Source organism: Fibrobacter sp. UWH6 (assembly GCF_900142465.1).
Classification (GTDB): Bacteria; Fibrobacterota; Fibrobacteria; order Fibrobacterales; family Fibrobacteraceae; genus Fibrobacter.
This window is the reverse complement of record NZ_FRAX01000020.1, coordinates 16,668-35,899: the sequence shown is the minus strand read 5'-3', so window position 1 is coordinate 35,899 and position 19,232 is coordinate 16,668. Positions and strand designations below refer to the sequence as shown.

The following is a 19,232-nucleotide window of genomic DNA, read 5'->3' as shown; positions in this document are numbered from 1 at the left end:
TGTTCCCGTTCAAAAGACAGGAAAACACCTTTTGAGAGATCCGCTCTCAAGCCTCATACCTCAAAGCGTAGCGCCCTGAAAGCGAGCTTGCGAGCGACCTCGTACCTGTTAATTAGTCAACAACTTCAGCGTCGACAACTTCCGGACCGTCGTTCTTCTTGTCGGACTTCGGCTGTTCAGAAGCACCCGGCTGAGGACCCGGCTGTGCACCGGCAGCGCCAGCAGCCTGAGCCATGGAGCTCATCATGTTCTGGAGCTTGTCCATAGCGGCCTTGATTTCTTCCTTGGTGCCGTTGTCCTTCTTGTCCTTGATTTCCTGGATAGCAGCTTCAATCTGAGCCTTGGTATCGGCCGGCAGCTTGTCGCCAACTTCCTTGAGCTGTGCTTCGACCTGGTAAGCCATCTGTTCAGCCTGGTTCTTGACGTCTACCAGTTCGCGCTGTTCCTTATCCTTGGCAGCGTTGGCTTCGGCGTCCTTCACCATCTTGTTGATTTCGTCTTCGGAGAGGCCACTGGAGGAAGTAATCTTGATGGACTGTTCCTTACCGGTTTCCTTGTCCTTAGCGGAAACGTGTACGATACCGTTGGCGTCGATGTCGAAGGTCACTTCGATCTGAGGAACGCCGCGGGGCTTCTTCGGGAGGTCGGTGAGGTCGAACTTACCGAGGGTACGGTTGTCGCGAGCAAATTCACGTTCACCCTGGAGAACATGGATGGTCACTGCCGGCTGGTTGTCTTCTGCGGTAGAGAACACCTGGCTCTTCTTGGTAGGAATGGTGGTGTTACGGTCGATGAGCTTGGTCATGACGCCACCGAGAGTTTCGATACCCAGAGAAAGCGGGGTCACGTCGAGGAGCAAAACGTCCTTCACAGCGGAGTCGCCGCTAAGAACTGCGCCCTGAACTGCAGCACCGATGGCCACAACTTCGTCGGGGTTCACAGTCTTGTTGGGTTCCTTGCCGAAGTACTTCTTCACAGCTTCCTGGACGGCCGGAATACGGGTAGAACCACCAACCAGGATCACTTCGTCGATTTCAGACAGAGACAGGCCAGAGTCGGCGATAGCCTTGCGGCAGGGTTCCATGGAACGTTCAACAAGGTGAGCGGTCAGCTGATCAAACTTTGCACGGCTGAGGGTAAGGTCCAAGTGCTTCGGGCCAGTAGCGTCAGCAGTGATGAAGGGGAGATTGATGTTGGTAGAAGTGGTTGCAGAAAGGTCGATCTTGGCCTTTTCAGCAGCGTCCTTCAAACGCTGGAGAGCCATCTTGTCCTTCTTCAGGTCGATAGAGGGATTTTCCTTCTTGAATTCGTCGTTGATCCAGTCGATAATGACTTCGTCGAAGTTGTCACCGCCCAGCATGGTGTCACCATTGGTGGACTTCACAGAGAACATACCGTCGTCGATTTCCAAAATGGAGATATCGAAGGTACCACCACCGAGGTCATACACGGCAACCTTTTCGCTCTTCTTGGAGTCGAGGCCGTAGGCGAGAGCAGCAGCGGTCGGTTCGTTCACGATACGGAGAACTTCGAGGCCAGCAATCTTACCAGCGTCCTTGGTAGCCTGGCGCTGAGCGTCGTTGAAGTATGCCGGAACGGTGATCACAGCCTGGGAAACGGTTTCGCCCAGGTAGTCTTCAGCAATCTTCTTCATGGTCTGAAGAACTGCAGCAGAAATTTCGGGAGGAGCGAACTGCTTGTCGTCGATCTGCACGCGAATGGGATCGGAACCGGAACCGACGAGCTTGTAGGGCATGTTCTTTTCCACAGCGGAGCATTCGCCAGCAGAGCGGCCCATGAAGCGCTTGATGGAGTAAATGGTCTTTTCGGGGTTGGTGATTGCCTGACGCTTAGCAACGTGGCCAACGAGACGTTCGCCAGTCTTGCCGAATGCGACGATAGACGGGGTAGTGCGGAAACCTTCTGCGTTTGCGATCACTACGGGCTTGCCACCTTCCATAACGGAAACGCAGCTGTTGGTTGTACCAAGGTCGATACCAATAATCTTGCTCATTTTTGAGTCTCCTATTTAAATCTCTTGTGGTTCATTTTGCGAACCAATCTGTTTCGCCGAACTAAATGCAAATTCCGTGCCAAACAGCAAAACGTTTTAATTTGAAACAATTCCTTATTATGCCTTGCCAGATGAAACAATCACCTTGGCGGGCTTCAGGATCTTATTTTTCAGTTTGTAACCCTTCATAAAGACCGTCACCACGTGATTTTCGGGGATTTCTTCGGAAGGCTGCTGCATCAGGGCTTCGTGGCAGTTGGGGTCGAATTCCTGGCCGGTGGGGTCCAGCTGTTCGAGACCTGCGTCGGTGAGAACCTTGGCAAACTGGTCGTGGATCATCTGCATGCCCTTTTCGAAGGTATCCAGGTCCTTGGCCTTGTTTTCGGCGGCGAAGGCGCGTTCGAAGTTATCCAGCACTTCAGAAAGCTTTTCCAGGAGCTTTCCGTTGGCGGTTTCAATGATTTCAAGCTGTTCGCGTGCGCTGCGGCGGCGGAAGTTGTCAAATTCGGCCATCAGACGCAGGTTGCGGTCGTTGGCGGCAGCAAGTTCAGCCTTCAGGGAATCCTCGGCGGAGGGAGCCTGTTCTGCGGCAGGTTCCGCCGTTTCAGAAGCCTGGGCGTCGGCAGGGGAATCCTGGGTTGCGGATGCTTCTTCGGAACTGGCTTCGGCATTGGCCTCGGCTTCCATTTTCATGGCGTCCTGGGCTGCCTTAAGTACATCTTCTTCAAACTTTGCGCGTTCTTCAGCGGAGGGTTCCTGCAAATTTTCGTCGGCCATATTAATTCCTTGTGTTTAAATTTCGCCCTTTATTTTGCAAAAACCGTGCCAACCCCAACGCAACACCAAGTGTTTCTATTTGAAACAATGACGAAATCAAGCTAGGAATGGGATTTTTTATAAAAAAATGAAGAATTTTGCAAACAACTGTTTGCAAAGTGAACGTCCAACCCCCAAAAACGCCCTCAAAAGACGTCAACCTTGCTAAATTCATGCCGCCGGAAAATCCGGCACATTACAATCAAACATGATAGTAGTGTTTTCAGTAAAAAAAGTCCCACCGGGGAAGTGCGCAGCCCCAGTGGGATAAATAACGGAAAGGTTAAATTATCGTTCCAAGTTGATTCTTAAAGCCCGTCCCGAGGCGTATCGGACTATGTAAACTCCATTATTGAATCCGGCGTTTCTCAGTTCCGTCTTAAAATCAACAACCAGGGATGCATCGTTCAGCTTGAACTTTCCAAGCTGATGTCCCATCAGGTCAAAGACCTTGAATTCATGCAATCCCCTCTTTGCCAGTCTAGGGGATTCCATCAAAAAGTCTGTATGGAGTTCCGCAGTGCCAAAAGCAATCTTGTCAAGATTGACATAGTCGGTCGTCATTAGAACCTTGAGCACATGCTCGCCCTTGGCCAGTTCCTTGGTAGTCTTGCCCTTGAATGTGGTGTACACGTCGAAATCTCCGGTTCCCACCAGTTCCAGTTCATCGGTGATAGGTTCGTCATCCATGAAGAGCTGGATACCGGCGCGCTCCATGCCGGTCGCGTAGGAAATCTCGTAGGGGAGGGCTTCGTCAACTTCCACATTCACGGTGTATTCCAGCCATTCGCCCTTCTGGGTGTAACCGATGGCATAACCATCGCCATTTTCGCTCTTGATGGCAACCACGTCAACCCGGTCTTCGCGGTACTTTCCACCCTTGTTTTCTGTATCCATGTCGTAGTAGGCCTTGCCGGCGCCGCCCACATCGTAGTTTTCGAATTCGATGATGTTCTTCTTGCCTTCGACCGTAGCCCCGATAACCGGCAATTCGCACTCGGCTTCGGGATCCTTCAGCAAAGCTTCGCAGAATGGGCCCTGGGGAACCGCAGCCTTGCTGTCTTCAAATTCCCAGTAATCAGCCTCGAAATCTCCAGCGAACATGAAGAATACGTCATGCTTGCCAACAGCTCCTTCGGCAGGCACAGTCACAAGGCCGTCCTTGGAAAATTCAGCCTTGGCAACCACGGGGCCATCCACCTTGTCCAGGCGAACCGTAACGGAGGACGCCTTCTTTACCGTCAAGACAGAGGCTGAGAAAGATTCTGCACCGGCGTCACCGAATTCCACGCCGCTGATCTTGGTGTACTTGCCGTCGGTAAGATTGGTGAGAACCGTATTGCCGGCGGCACCGCTCTTGCGGACCTTCACTTCTTCGCCCCAGGACATGGTTTCGGCCTCTACACGCTTATAGGGATTGAAATCTTCCAGCTGGGCCACGCCATTATCCGGCCACCAGTCGATCTTCTGGATAGTACCGTCGGCATTATACTTCATTTCGGCAACGCCAACAGAACGGCGTTCCTTATGCTGGAATTTTAGGCCCATTTTGTCGGATTTTTGATGCCAAAGTTGATAATGATGGCCAAAGACGTAGGATTTTCCCTTATAATCAATAATACCCGGATGGTTTCCGTTGCTGCGGGAGGAGTGGGGCATAATGTCGCCCTTGTAAGTCCAGGGACCCGTGGGGGAGTCGCTCATGGCATAACCGATACCTTCGGCACAACAAGTGGAAGCAAAGGCCATGTAATAATGGCTGTCGTGCTTGTAGAACCAAGGGCCTTCCTGGTAATCTTTGACCTTGGGGTGGGTAACAATATTGCCGGAGGTGCTGATCATATCCTTGTTAAGCTTGATCATGTAGAGATCCGGATTGCCCCAGTACATGTAGGCCTGGCCGTCATCGTCAACCCATACGGTGGGATCGATGTCGTTCCAATGCTCGCGCTGCCAAACCAAGGCCTTGTTCAGAGGTTCCTTAAAGGGGCCGTAGGGATTATCTGCCACCAGGACAGAAATTCCGTTGCCGTGAATAGGAACATACATGAACCATTTGTTATTGCGGAACACAACCTGCTCTGCCCAAGCTCCATTGGTCCTGGTACTCCACTTGATGTCGTTCAAGGATGCCACAGCCCCGTGGCTTGTCCAGTTGACCATGTCCGTGGAAGTATGCAGAAGCCAATCGTACATCAAGAACCCGTCGGCATCGTCTTCGTCGTGGGTCGTATACAAATAGACTGTATCGCCATGGACATAGGGAGCCGGGTCCGCCGTGTAGTTAGTCGTGATTATTGGTTGCTGAGCCAACGCCGTCCCAGCCAAAACCAACAGGGAAGAAACCGACAAGAGTTTTCCAAACATCTTTATCTCCAAACATCGTTATCACCACGAGACAAAGATATTTCCTTTACAGGTGTATAAAACTCTCCAGAATGCAATCCCTTTTGCAAAAAATTCAAAAGCCTTGTTTTGTTTTAGATTATTTAGTTTACATAATCCGCATTATAGAACAAATATTTCTAGGTACGGGGGAGGCGGTTATTTGGTTAAAACAGCCTATTTTATTAAAGAAATCATTCTAAATTCATTTTAAAATATAGGTGGTTCTTATGTCCCAGACCAGTGAAAAATATCGTGTTGAATGGCTTGCAGCCGACCAGTCCCGTGATGCCGGGCTCGTGGAGCCTGCAGACGTGATTGCGTTCAAGGATATTCCGTACGGGAAATTCGGGGACTGGAATCTGCTGGATCTATACATTCCCAAGGATGCCGCGCAGAAGCTACCGGTAATCATCAGCGTTCATGGCGGAGCCTTCGTGTACGGCCAGAAGGAATCCTATAAGTACTACCTGATGAGCCTTGCCCAGCGCGGATTTGCCTGCGTGAATTTCAACTACAGGCTTGCTCCCGAATACAAGTTCCCGGCAGCCCTGGAAGATACAGACGCCGTGTTGCACTGGGTCCTGGAAAATGCCGACAAGTACAATCTGGATACCGAGAACATCTTTATGGTGGGAGATTCCGCCGGAGCAAACTACGCGGCACTTTATTCAATTTATTGCGTGAATCCGGAATACGCCAAGAAAGTCCAGGACGCTTCCAAGGAATGGTTCGGGAAGCCAGCGGCAATCAACCCACCAGCAGGTTTTGTTCCGCGGGCTGTTGCCTTGAACTGCGGCGTATACGACTTGACGGAAGACCGCGACAATCACGCCGACATCATGCTGGACCTATTCGGTGAACATCTGGAAGAATGTTGCGAATACATGAACGTGATGGACTATCTGACAGTCAATTTTCCGCCAGCCTTCGTAATGACGGGCGAGTACGACTTCCTGAAATTGCAGAACCACCAAATGGACAAGGCTCTTTCAAGGCTGAACCTCCCCCACGTCTTTAAGTCCTACGGTAACGCCGAAACTAAGGAAATCTCCCACGTTTTTCACGTGAACATGAAACTCCCCCTCGCCCATTTATGCAATGACGAGGAGTGCGAATTCTTTAAAGAAAATACTATCTTCGCATCTACTTCACGTGGACTTTCTGCAGGAGGTTTCCCTGGCGGATGAGGTAGATGCCGGGAGTTTTGATTTTTTCCAATTGCATTTTTCCCAGGTAGCGGCCTTGCAAGTCGAATACGGTTGCTTCGCCAGAGATCACCTTGAATGTTGCGACGTTCGTGTTGATGGAAGTCGTGCCGTCGGAGCTGCTGGATTCCGCGACGGAATTACTAGATGCAACAGAACTGCTGGACTTGATTATTCCGAATTCATAAGCGCCCAGGTCCGGAGCCTCCCCTACAAAAGACTGGCCAATGTTTTCGCCCTTGTCGATGGCGCGGCTCCCCTCCTTCAATTTCAAGAAGTCCAAATCGGGAACACTACCATCAGGATTTCGCGGGCCCAAAATTCCAGGAATCTTGGAAAGGTCCTCGCCCGTTACCGTCAAGCTGGGATCGTCGAGACTCATGAAGTCATCTTCTGTCAAATCCAGTTTCAAGTTCCAGGTGTTGTTTTCGCCAGTAGGACAATCCACATACACATCGTGAGTTGCATCCTTCATCCAGCAAGATCCAATCTGGGAATTCTTATTCGGGATGGCAATGTTGTTCTTCAGCACGTGGGCGTTGTCGCCAAACAAGGGCATCACATCTGCCGTGCGATTCAAATCCGCATCATAAGTAGTGGAGGCCATGCCGAATGAGCGGTCTCCATTTTTATAAGCGGTGTTGTTGATCCAAGTGCTGCCAGCATTGGTATAATTGGAATAAAAACCGTTAGCTACGTTATTCCAGGCCACACAATTCCTGATGATATGATGGCCGGCACCTGTACGACTGTAACCCATCTTGAATCCGTGACCATTTACTCCCGGAGGCGTTGCGGTTCCATACTTGATATAACCATTGCCCATGGCATAACTGTTTTCTACAATGACAGGGAATTCCTGCGCAAGAACGTCATAGCCGTCGTCGCTGTTCCACCAGGAACGGCATCCCACAAATCTTGTAGTATCGCCATCGTACTGATAATGTACGCCAAAGCCATCGGCATTTTCGCCATCGCCCTGCCAGCCCGTGGGGTCGTAATTGTCGTGGGCGTCGCAGTTCAACACAAGATGGCCACCGCCTCCAGAGGCTCCGTCATGAATGAAAATTCCCGGGCCCGCATTATGATGGCTGTCGATTTGTTCAAGAATGATATGCTTACTGGCGTAAAGGAAAATTCCGGAATTGGAATTGCATTTCATGGGAGTGTTGCGGACTTCAAAACCCTTTAGATGCAAGTATTTTGCCGCCACCACAATGGGAGACGTTGTCATGACGCTGTCGATGTTTCCCTTGTTCCTGCAGGCTTGACCGATAGGGAGATTTGTGCCGTCAAAAATCGGGCGCTCCCCAGGGTACGCGAAATAATAAATGCGCTTGTCGTCGCTTTCGCCGCTGGCGGTCAAAAGAATGCCCGCCGTCATCTCGTAGCGCTTGTAGTAAACCGTGTCGTTCAGGTCGTAGACTCCCCCACGAACCCAGACCGTATCGCCCGCCTTCACAACGTCGTTCGCCTTGTTGAGGGAAGCGAAAGGCTTTTCCTTGGAACCGACGGCATTATCGTTTCCGCCAACAGCCACATAATAGGTTGCGCCAAAGGCCTGGGCCGCCAACAGGGCAAACCCTAACGAAAAAAAGAACTTCTTGTCCATAAACACCTCTTGCTTTCATTTATAGTAAATAAATGAAAAATCATCAACGAGGCAATTATGAATGCACTGCGTTCACAATTAGGTAAAGCGATTCATTTTGTCGACGCCAACAAAATGATCAAAATTCAAAGAATATTGACGGGTCGCATTCAAAAACCTTGCCAAGCGCAACAGCCATTTTCTTGGACACCGCTCGACGCCCGTTTTCAAGATCCGAAACATAGTGTGGAGACTTGCCAAGTTTCTCTGCCAGTGCAGCTTGAGACCAGCCGCGCATATCACGACTGGCGAAAATCATTTCACCGGGAGTTGATTCCGTGAAACGTTTTTTAAACAAGTCCGTATCTTCCCAGGAATCAGACTCATCGTCCTTAATTACAACATTTTCTGGCTTATACATATCTTGCAAGAAAACAATGATAGCCTTAGGAATTCGACGAGCTCGAACTTCAATATGGGGCTTTTTCACGACTGCCAACATAATAGACCTCTATCGTTAAAACATTTTCCTGACAAGACCTTTGCTACTCCTTTTTGCGCATTTTTTGTTATTCGAACTTCATACATAAATATACCCTTTTTTGGGGTACATTTCAAGATATTTCCTTATTTTCATATCATCATCCCGGAATTCTTAGTTTACTGCCGCATTTAGGGCAACGTAAATCATATAACCAACGCCTTATCAATAAACTTGTCCAAAGCCTCATGCATATACTTTCGGTCGCTTTGGGCAACAATCAATCCTCGATATCCATTCCACAATGCATCACGACCTTGCCCATCTTTAATACATTCGACTTTTGCCGTTTCATAGCGCCAAAGGAATGCGATACACGGCTCTTCAACGCCTTCAACCTCAACAATACTTATTCCCATAGGCGGAACAATCCCCGCCTGAACAAGGCAAAGGTCTGTTCCAAATTTTTCCTCCAACATTCCGTGAAGATACACGAACTGCAGCGAAAGATATTCTGGCAAGTCATACTGATCTGTAGCTGGTGCAATTTTCATTTTTCCTCCATAACTGACTACTATAGGTTTTGTTTTGCACAAATACTTAGTCCGATTCAATTGTGAACACACTGTGTTCACAATTGGGTAAAACGCATAAAAATACGACCTTATTTCTTTAATCTTTTCAATTGTTTTGCACTTTTCTCTGGTGTGGGCAGGTTTTCGGGCATAACTCCGCCAAGTTCCTTGATTGTTTGACGGACTTTTTGCCCAACGGCAAAGTGCGTTTCGTTCGCGTTCTCCTTGCCCTTGATATTCTCGCGGCGCAGCTTATCATCTGTTTGTGTGATGCGGAAAAGATTTGCGGCAAGTTCTGTTGCGCCCATGTGATCCAGAATCTGTTGACTTTTCTTCAGCCCTTTGCGCTTATGAATATCCTGCATGCTCAAGCCGTTATACAAGCCCTGATATCCGCGATTCTGAAACACAGCATAGTCCACAGGAGTTTCGACTCCGGCAGCCTTTGCTGCGCTAGCCAGGAACTTATTGCGGATAGTAACTTCATCACGAATCGCCAAGCGTTTTTCATCTTCAGACAACTGTTCAATGTTTTCTACAATCTCCTGCTGACGAGTCTTTACCGCAAAGTACGTCTGTCCAAGTGCAATTACCTCTTTACGAGGGTCTCCGTTCATTACGATAAGGTAACATGCATAGCGAGAAAGCTTGACATCGCTGATTTCACGTTCAGATCCGGAGCCAAGGGATACCATTTTGCCAACGTCGGCAAAATGGTCTGTAACTTCAATTCCACTAGCTTCACACGCCACTTTTGCTCTATCAACAGCATCTTCGAAACGACGCCATTGTGTGTATTCCAACGCTGTCTGCAGTTCCCTCGCGTACCAGAATTCGACACCGTTTTCGTCTACATGCTTGATGCTTTCAAAAGTTTGCTGAGAATAAGTTGAGATTTCTTTTTTAGCCATAGAGCCTCCATAAGCCTTCCCTTTCGCAGGGAAAGCGACTTCTAGTTTTACTTGTTTTGAGAGATGTTCCCTACGTTGCGTAGAGATTGGAGGTTCTAGCTTTTGCTGTTGGCGGGGGCATTCCCCGGCGTTACTTGGCGCGGCAAACGATCAAGGCGAAATGCCGCGCGTTCGAGCAGGTCGTGTTCCTGCCTGCTATCCAACAACATCAACCAGATGGTTAATGAACCTCCACCTTGGTGGCCATGCGCACTAAGGAACAAGTTCCTTAGTGCTGTCCGCTGTCGCGAATGCACGTACGGACTTTTGTAAGTCTATGTCGACTGTCACAAGGAGTGATGAATTACATGGATAGATATATGCAAAAGAGTAAAGAATGTCAATATAGTAACCATTTTGCCAACATCGGCAAAATGATTTACTTGCGCATTGCCTCCAGGAGCAGTTTTTCGTCGGGTAGGACTGATTTAAGTTTTTCAGGCATCGCCTTGTAGGTGGCTACACCCATGGGCTGGTTATAATCCTGAAGCAAGTATTCCACAAAGGTTTTGTCGGCATTTTGACAAAGTATTATGCCAATTACAGGATTCTCAGTAGACTTGCGTTCGTCATCATTCAACACCCGCATGTAAGCAGCCAGCTGGCCTAAATAAGATGGCTTAAACTCGCCCGTCTTAAGTTCGACAACGACAAGGCTGCGCAATTCTCGATTGAAAAAGAGCAGGTCCACCCACATGTCGTGTTCAAATTTTTCGATATGAACCTGATGGCCCACATACGTAAAATCCTTGCCGAAGGTCAAAATGAAATTCTTGACATTCTGGACAATGGCTTTTTCAACCACGCGTTCGTCAATATCCTGCGGGTTGCGCTCCCCCAATTCCTCCACATTGATAAAATCCAGGAGGTACTCGTCCTTGAACATCGAAATGGCCTTTTGCGTATGGAGCGTTTTCGGGAGTGTCAACGCGAAATTGTTGGATATCTGCCCCTGGTGATGAAACAGGTCTGCCTTAAGGTATTCCCGCAGGGTGTACTTGTCCCAATGATTCAAAACGGCCTGGTGGATGTAAAACGCTCGTTCCTCTACAGAATCCGTTTTCTCTAAAATCTCCATATGATGTGAAAAACTGAGTGCAAGGAAATCGGAGAAGTTCAAAACTTCCGCCATTGGCGAACGATTTAAGTTTATTAGAGCGTGAATGGGTATAATTGGCGTTTTTATGTCAAATTCAGCCTTTTCCAATTCGCCCGCCATTGGCGGGCGATTTAAAAACTCTTCCCATTTCTCGTAAAATTGACGCATTTTCTTAATGCTTGTCGCTGAAAATCCCCTCAGTCCGGGCATTTCGCGTCTAAGCTGCGCACTGATTGTCTCGATTGCGCCGGTTCCCCAGGTACCTTCCCGTGAATTCGCCGAAACAAACTGACCAATGGCGTAATACAGAGAAAGCATTTGCTGATTGACTGCTCGGGCGGACTCCAGCTGACTCTCAAGAATAGCAGACTTGATCTGCTGAACAATATTATTGTAAATCGGACTGACCTTATCCATCTTGCCCTCCTCGCTAATGACTCCAAGTCAATTTGTGAGACAGCGTTTCACATTTTGGAAAACAGCGCGGCTCACGCCAACAACCTTTTTTACCATAAAAATCTCCTATGTCGTGATTCCGCAGAACCACAACGGCAAAGAACATCATTTCCCCCATGCCGGGAAGATGATCAATAACATGCTTTTGATTATGAAGATGTTCTAGTTTTGTTGTTGGCGGAGGTATTCTCCGGCGTTACCTGGCGCAATTTCACCTTGCGGCGAACTTACGCTCTTGAGCAGGCTGCGTCTCCTGCCAGCTATCCAACAACATCAACCAGATGGTTAATGAACCTTGCCGCGAATGCACGTACGGACTTTTGTAAGTCTATGTCGACTGTCACAAGGATTGATGAATTACAGAATGAAATATATGCAAATGCAAGAGAAATTTCAAGTACTTTGATTGTCAAAAAATAATCCACTTAAAAGATGTCAAAATGACTATATTACTTTACATGAATTTCGATGAACTTCATAAGCTCAGCTTTAGGAACAGGGACGTTTTGTCCACAGCAACTCAATGTGGATGTTTCTATTGCAAACGATTGTTCGCTCCGTCTGAAATCACAAAGTGGACAGATGATGGCGAAGACACTGCGCTTTGCCCCTATTGTTCCATTGACAGCGTGATTCCCGATTTAGATAATACTCTTAACGAGGAATTACTTGAATCGATGAATAGAACATATTTCTAGAGACTATTTTCCCCACGCCGGAAAAATGGTTGTATGAAAAGTTTTTGTGGACGAAAATTTCAACCGCAATTAATTGTGCAATTTTGAATTGCACTAAAATTGGGAAAAATTTGCACTCTAAAAATTATCGTTTAAAATAATCAATCAAGATTTCCTTGATGTGATTGTAACGTCTTGCATAAGAATTAGGGATGCGAAGAAGCTTAAAATAGTGTGATTTGCATATACGTTCTTTTGCAGCATCACATCTTTTTCGGTTTTCATTGGTGCGATGCTCTTCCCCATCTAACTCAATAGCGAGTAAAGGAACTTCTGAACGACCATCTTTTTCATAAAGAACAAAGTCAAAACTGCCTGTAAAGAAAATGCTTTCTCCACAGGTATTCTGTTGAAAAACTTGTGAGACAGGAACTTGTGTTTTTACAGAATAACGTTTATGGGGATCAACAATGCTCAAAGCATGATTTATATTTTCAAAGAAGTCGTCTTCCATCTTTGTGCTATATGTTTTTAATCCCAAAGCTCTTGAATGAGAATGTTTTGGCGTAACTTTGTACTCGCCTTTTGTCTTGACATATTGCACAAGTTCATAAAGATCATCATTATCCTTGTGCAAGCGCTCTATCGTCGGTGTGTTAGAGAAAAGAACCAGTTCTTCCTTAGCTCTAGACACCGCAACATTAATCAGTTCCTTATTATCAGCAAACCAATTATAAGTTCCTTGTGCAGTTCTCTGCGTCAATGCCAAAGAAAACAGGATAATATCCTTTTCATCGCCTTGGAACGTGTGAACCGTACCACAGGTTGCCGACACACCACGATTTTTTAAGGCTTCATCAATCATTTCCTTTTGAGCTACAAAAGGTGTAATAATTCCAATTGACTTTTCCGGATGATTGGCTACAAATTCAGCTATGGCATCCGCCTCATTTGCAGAAGTATTACGAGTAAATGGCTTTTCATTCGCCGTTTCCTGGAATATCAGAGGTGGCAACTCTTTTTTAGCTGTCATTACTTGAAGTTTATTGTTGTAATACTTCTTGTTATTGAAACTGATAATTTCCTTTGCAGAACGATAGTGATGACTCAACAAAACTTCATCACTAATGGAATCGGCAGCCAAATATGACTTGTATATGGAATTCTTTTTATAGTCATACTCATCGGCTATTCCGTACTTTTTTATTAGTCGCTTGTTGTCCAAATCGTCTAATGTAATGACCGGATTTAATTGCTGAGGATCGCCTACAAGCATTAAACTTTCGCTGCGTAAAATTGGTAACAACGCCATTGCCATATCACATTGGCTAGCTTCATCTAATATTGTAATGTCAAAATGAACTTTGGCTGAACCCAACTTTTTTGCGGATTGATTAGTCGTTGCTACAACAGGAAAAACCTTCAATAAATTTTCCAGATTCGCATCTTCTTTCAGATAGCGATTGAATTTAGCAACTGCATCATCTGCATTTTCACAATCAATAATTTTCCAAAGTTCCCTATATTTGGGTTCCTTCAGTCGCTGAATACATTTTGCTGACTTAAAACGAATGAAAAACAGGAATTTTTCATAGTCATTGGGCAAATAGCTCAATGCTTTTTCCGTATTAACTTCACCGATATCTGCCAATTTTGATCTAATGCGAGTTAACTGCTTGCTCTGTAAATTTATGCCGATATCAAAAGCGGTATTCTTTTCCAGAAAATCATTTACAGCATCTTCTCGTTCAAGTAAATCAAGCTTATCTTCGTAAGTTTCAAGATATTCAGCTAGTTTTGACGTATTTTCTGTTTTCTCGTTTGAGAATATAGTCAATGCTTCGTCTTTTACTGTCCAATTTTTTGTACGTTCAAAGAGTCCCTTAATATATCCTATGGACTTCTTGACTTCTTCATTATTGCCAAGACGTAAAATTGGGAAAGGAACATCTTTTCCATCTACTGTAATTGATATCAGTTGTTTAAAAGCCCCATCTACCGGTTGATTATTTTGTGACGAAAATAAAACGGTACAATCATTGAAAAATGCGCTTATGATGGTATTGACAATGGTTCTTGTTTTTCCAGTTCCCGGTGGTCCCTGAATATAAGCCATCGGATATTTAAGCGTTTTATGAATTGCCAACAACTGATCTAGATTAACATTATTATCTAGCAGCGCAATGGGATAGTTCTTACGTTTGCGAGATCTGCTTAAAAATTCGCCAAAGAACGCACGGAGGGGCGTAGTCACACTTCCTGACTGCAATGATAATGCAATTGAATCATATTCGTTCGTCAAATCATTAGAAGTTGTTTCCAAGGCGACGATATGAGGCATGTCATCTAACAATTCACCACGGGAAAGCCGTCCATTCTTTATAATCAAATCCTTGATTTGTTTTTCATTTGCATCAAAGTTTTCAAGCAAAAGGAATTCATCTTCATGCAAATAGCGGGAGATTCTAATGACTTCGGTTGCAACATCATTTCTCAGAACAAATCTTGTCAAAATCTTTGGTTCTGGAGACTTTCTCAGTGCTTTATTTTCGATATCAAACAACAATTCATTATAGGCCAACACATAAAGACCTTTATCGGTCTTAATGCTCAGCTTATTCAACCCAAGTTGTTCTAATGCAATAAATTCAGAATTTGATTTTTTTGATTGTTTCTTTTGGAAATATTCAATGAGAGAATCACATTCTTCCTGAGTAAGCTTATAGCATCCCTTAACAAATTGAGATTCATCAAGATGTTCTAGCAACCGAAATTTCTTTTCTCGGTTATCACATGAAAGTTTTTGGCATTCCTGGAGATAATTCAGTATCTTGACATTGTGAACATTGCTAAAAATGCAGGCATATCGAGATGGATTCGCATTTAAATCATGCAACAAAGTCGTATTGCGAAGCGCAAATGTTCCCTCGATAATTTCAGCATATTGGATTCCATCAAAATAAAGATAACGCTGGCTACATTCGTGGGTCATTAAATGAAGACCCATTGTATCTAACCGTGCCCTCTCCACCCCATCTTTATTCTTGATTTCGATATTGTTTATGCTAATCCAATAATGCGTTGTCTTTTTTTCGGCATTGACATACTCAATAGAGAGCCAACGGCCCTCATGAATTGCTCTGAATATGTTTCTTGCGACGCTCATACCAGGAATATATACTGAAAATACGGGAAAAAAGCGGTAGAAGGACTCTTTTAAAGCGAAATCAACATAATTTCTTTACAAAATCCCCTTCTTCCGTCTGCATTTCCTCTGAAAATTTTTGAAAAGAAATAGTCTCATTATATTCCGGCACATGGAACGGAATTGCCTTGATTACAATAGCAGATGAATCTTTGGGTTGAATTAGCGTGTATGATTTTTCCTTTACACTTGTTTCTCCAGAAGGATACAGTAAATATCCTTTCTTTGAAGAGAATCGTAGCAGATAAGACAATATCTGGAAAGAAGCATCTCTGTCCAAGCCGCCATCTAAACGGCGGTATTTTGCATCAAGTACTTTTTCTGCTGTAAATATTTTTCCTTGCTTGGAATCTACATCCATCAAGAAATCCGGATAAATGCAGCGATTCTTGGTGCCATCGTCTAGTTCAAACAGATGCTGTCGTCTAAAACCCGTTCTGTTATTCGGATGGACAAGTTTTTCGCCAATTTCCGAATCTCGCATGATTACGTTTAGATATTCTTCCCAAAGGGCGGCTCCGTCAAAAAGAATTCCATTGATGGAATCCGAGTTGCTTTCGCCATAGCTCAACTTTTGATGGCGTAAAATGGCCAGGCAGAGTTTACGCAAGGGTTCGTATGCAGTGTAATAGGGATGCGTAACAGGACGAAGATTCTTGGCAATAACGGACATACGATCGTGTCTTGAATATGTCGGTGTCGCTGCAACGATTTCTGATACATCATCACGATTCTTGCCGTCCGAACCATTCAGAACTGCATCCCCCATGCTCAAAGAGCGAATATGCTCTATGGTATGGCGAATCAGCTGTGTTACGCAATTGTCCGTTGTGTATTCTCGCGTGTGATAGGCAATTTTACCATTGAAAGGAACATTCTTACGAATATGACGGGCTACATCTATGGGACCGCGAACATTGGCGTCGTTATATTCCCTGGTCACATAGGCTCGGTAAACGCCTTGATTGATCGCCTTTCGCAAATAGGCCGGGAATAAGAAATAAATGAAATCGTAGAACGAATCCTCCCCCACGCTGGTACGAGGAGTAAACGCCACATTGCACACTTTTTGAAGCATGTAATGCAAAAAATAATTCTTGTTTCCAGAATCAAATCGAGACTGTATTTGGAAATGATTGTCTTTGCCCGCAGCAAAGAATCCCATCACATTGCCTGTTGTAAAACGAAGATTTTCGCCATCGACGCGATAATTCAAGACTACGTCATCATTCTTTAAATCGGCTTCTTTGGCAATTGGAGGGAATACAATGAAGTTTGATTCACTCAATTGAGAAAACGTCTTTCCGGCAATACTGTCAAGAGACTTACGAAGAGAATCGCAAGAGCCCTTAAAGCCATCAAGAGGCTGATTGAGAGTATTGTCTTTAAGAATTATCGGCTTCAAAACTAGACTTCAGCGTTTTCTGTTAAATTTTCGGTTTGAACCTTTCCTTCGTATGCTTTTTTCAGAGCACCAAAGTGAGTTCCATCAGGATCGATGCCGCGGAGATATTCCTTGATAATACCTTCGATATGGTATTCCCAAAGAAGATCAAAATCACCTTCGTAATTATCCAATTTCAGGAAATATGCTGGGCCAATGTGATAGGCCGAAGACAGCCCCGGAACCTTTTCTATTGCAGTGTTGATAGAAGTCATTCGTGCAACAGCTTCATCCTTCTTACAGCACTTTAAATCATCCAGCATTTCAATTCGATCGCTTGCCTTGATTTCCTTGAATGCAAAACGACGACGCATGGCGAAGTCCATACATTCTACACTGCGGTCGATATCATTCATAGTACCTATGATATAGACATTTTCGGGAACGAAGAAGCCGTCTACGAATACATCGCTGCTAGGCACTAAGGCGTGATATTGAGTTTTCACCTTACCATTTAAGCCTCTATATCCCGGATCAACAGAAAAGAACAGTTCTCCAAAAATTTTGGACATTTCACCACGGTTTATCTCATCAATGATAAAAATGAATTTTTTATTAACGGATTCAATGGAATTCTTGTAAGATTCCTTATAATTCAAAATGGAATAAAGTACAGCCCAATAGGCCGATGCATTACAACCACCAATAACATTAGAGATTTCTTTATCAATATTTACAATATTCTTTAATGATTCACATGTAGAGAATTTTTCAAATAATTTACTCAAGCGATTAAAGGAAACTGTGTGTTTTCTTGCTTGATCGTTAACATCTTTAGAAATAGTATCAAAACTCTGTAAAACAATATTTCGTTGAGAAGAAATTTCCTTAACATAGACTTCAACACCTGATTTTTGAGAAAAAGATTGAATTTCTTCTTGTTCAATTTTTTTCAAAATATCTTCGTAAGCTTGTGCAAAAGAAATTTCATTTGAATCTTTATTTTGAGATGCCAACAAAGCTTTCTTACAAAAATCCTTAAACACGCCATTTTTACGTTCAAAAACTACGGACCCGTTTTTATCTACAGGTCTCAATCCTTCAACGAAATCGGTATAATCATAGGACTGATGGAACTGAACCATTTCATATTCAGCGTTCATTTCCTCAGCAATCTTTTTCGCCAAGTATGTCTTTCCAGTACCCGGAGCACCATGAAGAATGATGTTGTGATTTGCTTCAAGGAGTTTAACATATTCTTGACACTTATCCATTTCATCCATCCTTGGTTCAATTTGTCCCATTTCTAATTTTTCAAGCGCAAAGTTTTTTAAATCCAATAGATTTTCTGCACACTCTTGCAGGGTCTTACGATATTTCCCGTATTTATTTCCATCAAAATCAACTTCGGGAGAAATTCGAATCCAGTCAACATCGCATTTAAACCAGCGAGGTCTAGCCGGATCAGGAACCTGCATATCGGATGTTACAATTCCAACGCCATATACTCTCAAAAAAGGAAGCTTATTTCCTGGGCCCTTTGTTGCACATGTTGAGGCAATTAAGATGTCTCCGCTTTTAACCAGCTTTATATACTTTTCAGTGTCACACTCGCCACCTTCCCAATATCCTTCTTTTACGAACTTGTCTATTTGGTTTTTGCGAGGTTCCCCGAAACTTGTTCCTGCAATCCAAAATCTTTGTTGCTCGGACGCATAAGTAAAAGCGTTGTCCGACATTTCTGCAAAAGATTTGTACGGCGAATTGGGCTGTTCAAACAATGTTTTTACTTGGCCAATAATCCCGAGATATTTGGCAGAAGAAAGCATTTCATCATTTATGGTTAGATTATGTTTAGCCTTCAACAAGTTTCGAGTTACACTATCCAATGGAATAAATTTTTGAGGATGCGCCCAAAAAAGGACTATGGACATATTCCATTTTATGCCCTTATATTCCATTATTTTGTCAAATTTTTCAGCTAATGTAGATTCGTCATCAGTCAACGCAGCTTCAAATAAATCCCACAATATTGGAATTTGTTCAGATGCAGTTTCTCGCCAATAGAGTGTTGACTGCTGATTATTTAAGATGGGAATGCCACTAAAATCTTCAGGAACCGGAGCTTCGATATTAAAACAATCCTTAAAGTAAGATATCACTTTTATTCGGTTTGCCACCGAAATCCCACGGTTGAAAATTGCAAACACAGAAAAAGGGTCTATGTCGCCAACCTTGGATCCATCATCATTATGAATGTAGTCAGTAAATTTGCTGTCAAGGGAATAGACTATCGCCAAAAGGTCTTTTCGATTATTTTTATACGGCAACAGTTTCTGCGCAAATTCCTGATAGAATGGAATCCAGGTGAGTTTAGCTGATTCTGACATA

The 19,232-nt window shown here is 44.6% G+C and carries 13 protein-coding genes; 2 read left to right on the top strand and 11 right to left on the bottom strand.

What is annotated here, in order from left to right; all coding sequences use genetic code 11:
- Positions 1-112: 112 nt before the first annotated feature.
- From dnaK to BUB73_RS14205, 3 genes are all read right to left on the bottom strand, one after another.
- Positions 113-2,014, bottom strand: coding sequence for a molecular chaperone DnaK (dnaK, locus tag BUB73_RS14215; RefSeq protein WP_073161491.1), 1,902 nt, complete (start codon positions 2,012-2,014; stop codon positions 113-115).
- Positions 2,015-2,131: 117 nt separating this feature from the next.
- Positions 2,132-2,791, bottom strand: a complete 660-nt coding sequence (gene grpE / locus BUB73_RS14210) for a nucleotide exchange factor GrpE (protein ID WP_073161490.1) — start codon at positions 2,789-2,791, stop codon at positions 2,132-2,134.
- 327 nt (positions 2,792-3,118) lie between these two features.
- Positions 3,119-5,197: a family 43 glycosylhydrolase gene (locus BUB73_RS14205; RefSeq protein ID WP_073286865.1), complete on the bottom strand. Its 2,079-nt coding sequence runs from the start codon at positions 5,195-5,197 to the stop codon at positions 3,119-3,121.
- Between the two features lie 248 nt (positions 5,198-5,445).
- On the opposite strand from BUB73_RS14205, the gene BUB73_RS14200 reads away from it, so the two are divergent.
- The gene (locus BUB73_RS14200; protein ID WP_073286862.1) at positions 5,446-6,405 is read left to right on the top strand and encodes an alpha/beta hydrolase; all 960 of its coding nucleotides are present in this window, start codon (positions 5,446-5,448) and stop codon (positions 6,403-6,405) included.
- Here BUB73_RS14200 and BUB73_RS14195 read toward each other — a convergent pair.
- The 5 genes from BUB73_RS14195 to BUB73_RS14175 all read right to left on the bottom strand — a co-directional run bounded on the left by BUB73_RS14195 (position 6,362) and on the right by BUB73_RS14175 (position 11,536).
- On the bottom strand, positions 6,362-8,035 hold the full coding sequence (locus BUB73_RS14195; protein WP_073286859.1) for a right-handed parallel beta-helix repeat-containing protein: 1,674 nt from the start codon (positions 8,033-8,035) through the stop codon (positions 6,362-6,364). The genes BUB73_RS14200 and BUB73_RS14195 overlap by 44 nt on opposite strands.
- A 118-nt stretch (positions 8,036-8,153) precedes the next feature.
- Positions 8,154-8,516, bottom strand: a complete 363-nt coding sequence (locus tag BUB73_RS14190; RefSeq protein ID WP_073286857.1) for a helix-turn-helix domain-containing protein — start codon at positions 8,514-8,516, stop codon at positions 8,154-8,156.
- A gap of 185 nt (positions 8,517-8,701) precedes the next feature.
- Positions 8,702-9,049, bottom strand: a complete 348-nt coding sequence (locus BUB73_RS14185) for a hypothetical protein (protein WP_073286854.1) — start codon at positions 9,047-9,049, stop codon at positions 8,702-8,704.
- A 110-nt stretch (positions 9,050-9,159) separates the two neighbouring features.
- Complete coding sequence (dinD, locus tag BUB73_RS14180) at positions 9,160-9,981, bottom strand: DNA damage-inducible protein D (RefSeq protein WP_073286851.1); 822 nt, start codon at positions 9,979-9,981, stop codon at positions 9,160-9,162.
- A gap of 418 nt (positions 9,982-10,399) precedes the next feature.
- A complete protein-coding gene (locus BUB73_RS14175; RefSeq protein WP_073286850.1) occupies positions 10,400-11,536 on the bottom strand; it encodes a PDDEXK nuclease domain-containing protein in 1,137 nt (378 codons plus the stop codon).
- Between the two features lie 479 nt (positions 11,537-12,015).
- Here BUB73_RS14175 and BUB73_RS14170 point away from each other — a divergent pair, with 479 nt between their 5' ends.
- Positions 12,016-12,273, top strand: coding sequence for a hypothetical protein (locus tag BUB73_RS14170; protein ID WP_083539804.1), 258 nt, complete (start codon positions 12,016-12,018; stop codon positions 12,271-12,273).
- 124 nt (positions 12,274-12,397) lie between these two features.
- On the opposite strand, the gene BUB73_RS14165 is transcribed toward BUB73_RS14170, so the two are convergent.
- The 3 genes from BUB73_RS14165 to BUB73_RS17600 form a co-directional block, all read right to left on the bottom strand.
- On the bottom strand, positions 12,398-15,418 hold the full coding sequence (locus BUB73_RS14165; protein WP_073286847.1) for an AAA domain-containing protein: 3,021 nt from the start codon (positions 15,416-15,418) through the stop codon (positions 12,398-12,400).
- A 61-nt stretch (positions 15,419-15,479) separates the two neighbouring features.
- Positions 15,480-16,862: an McrC family protein gene (locus tag BUB73_RS14160; protein WP_083539803.1), complete on the bottom strand. Its 1,383-nt coding sequence runs from the start codon at positions 16,860-16,862 to the stop codon at positions 15,480-15,482.
- A 2-nt stretch (positions 16,863-16,864) separates the two neighbouring features.
- On the bottom strand, positions 16,865-19,231 hold the full coding sequence (locus BUB73_RS17600; RefSeq protein ID WP_073286845.1) for an McrB family protein: 2,367 nt from the start codon (positions 19,229-19,231) through the stop codon (positions 16,865-16,867).
- Between the last annotated feature and the right edge of the window lies 1 nt (position 19,232).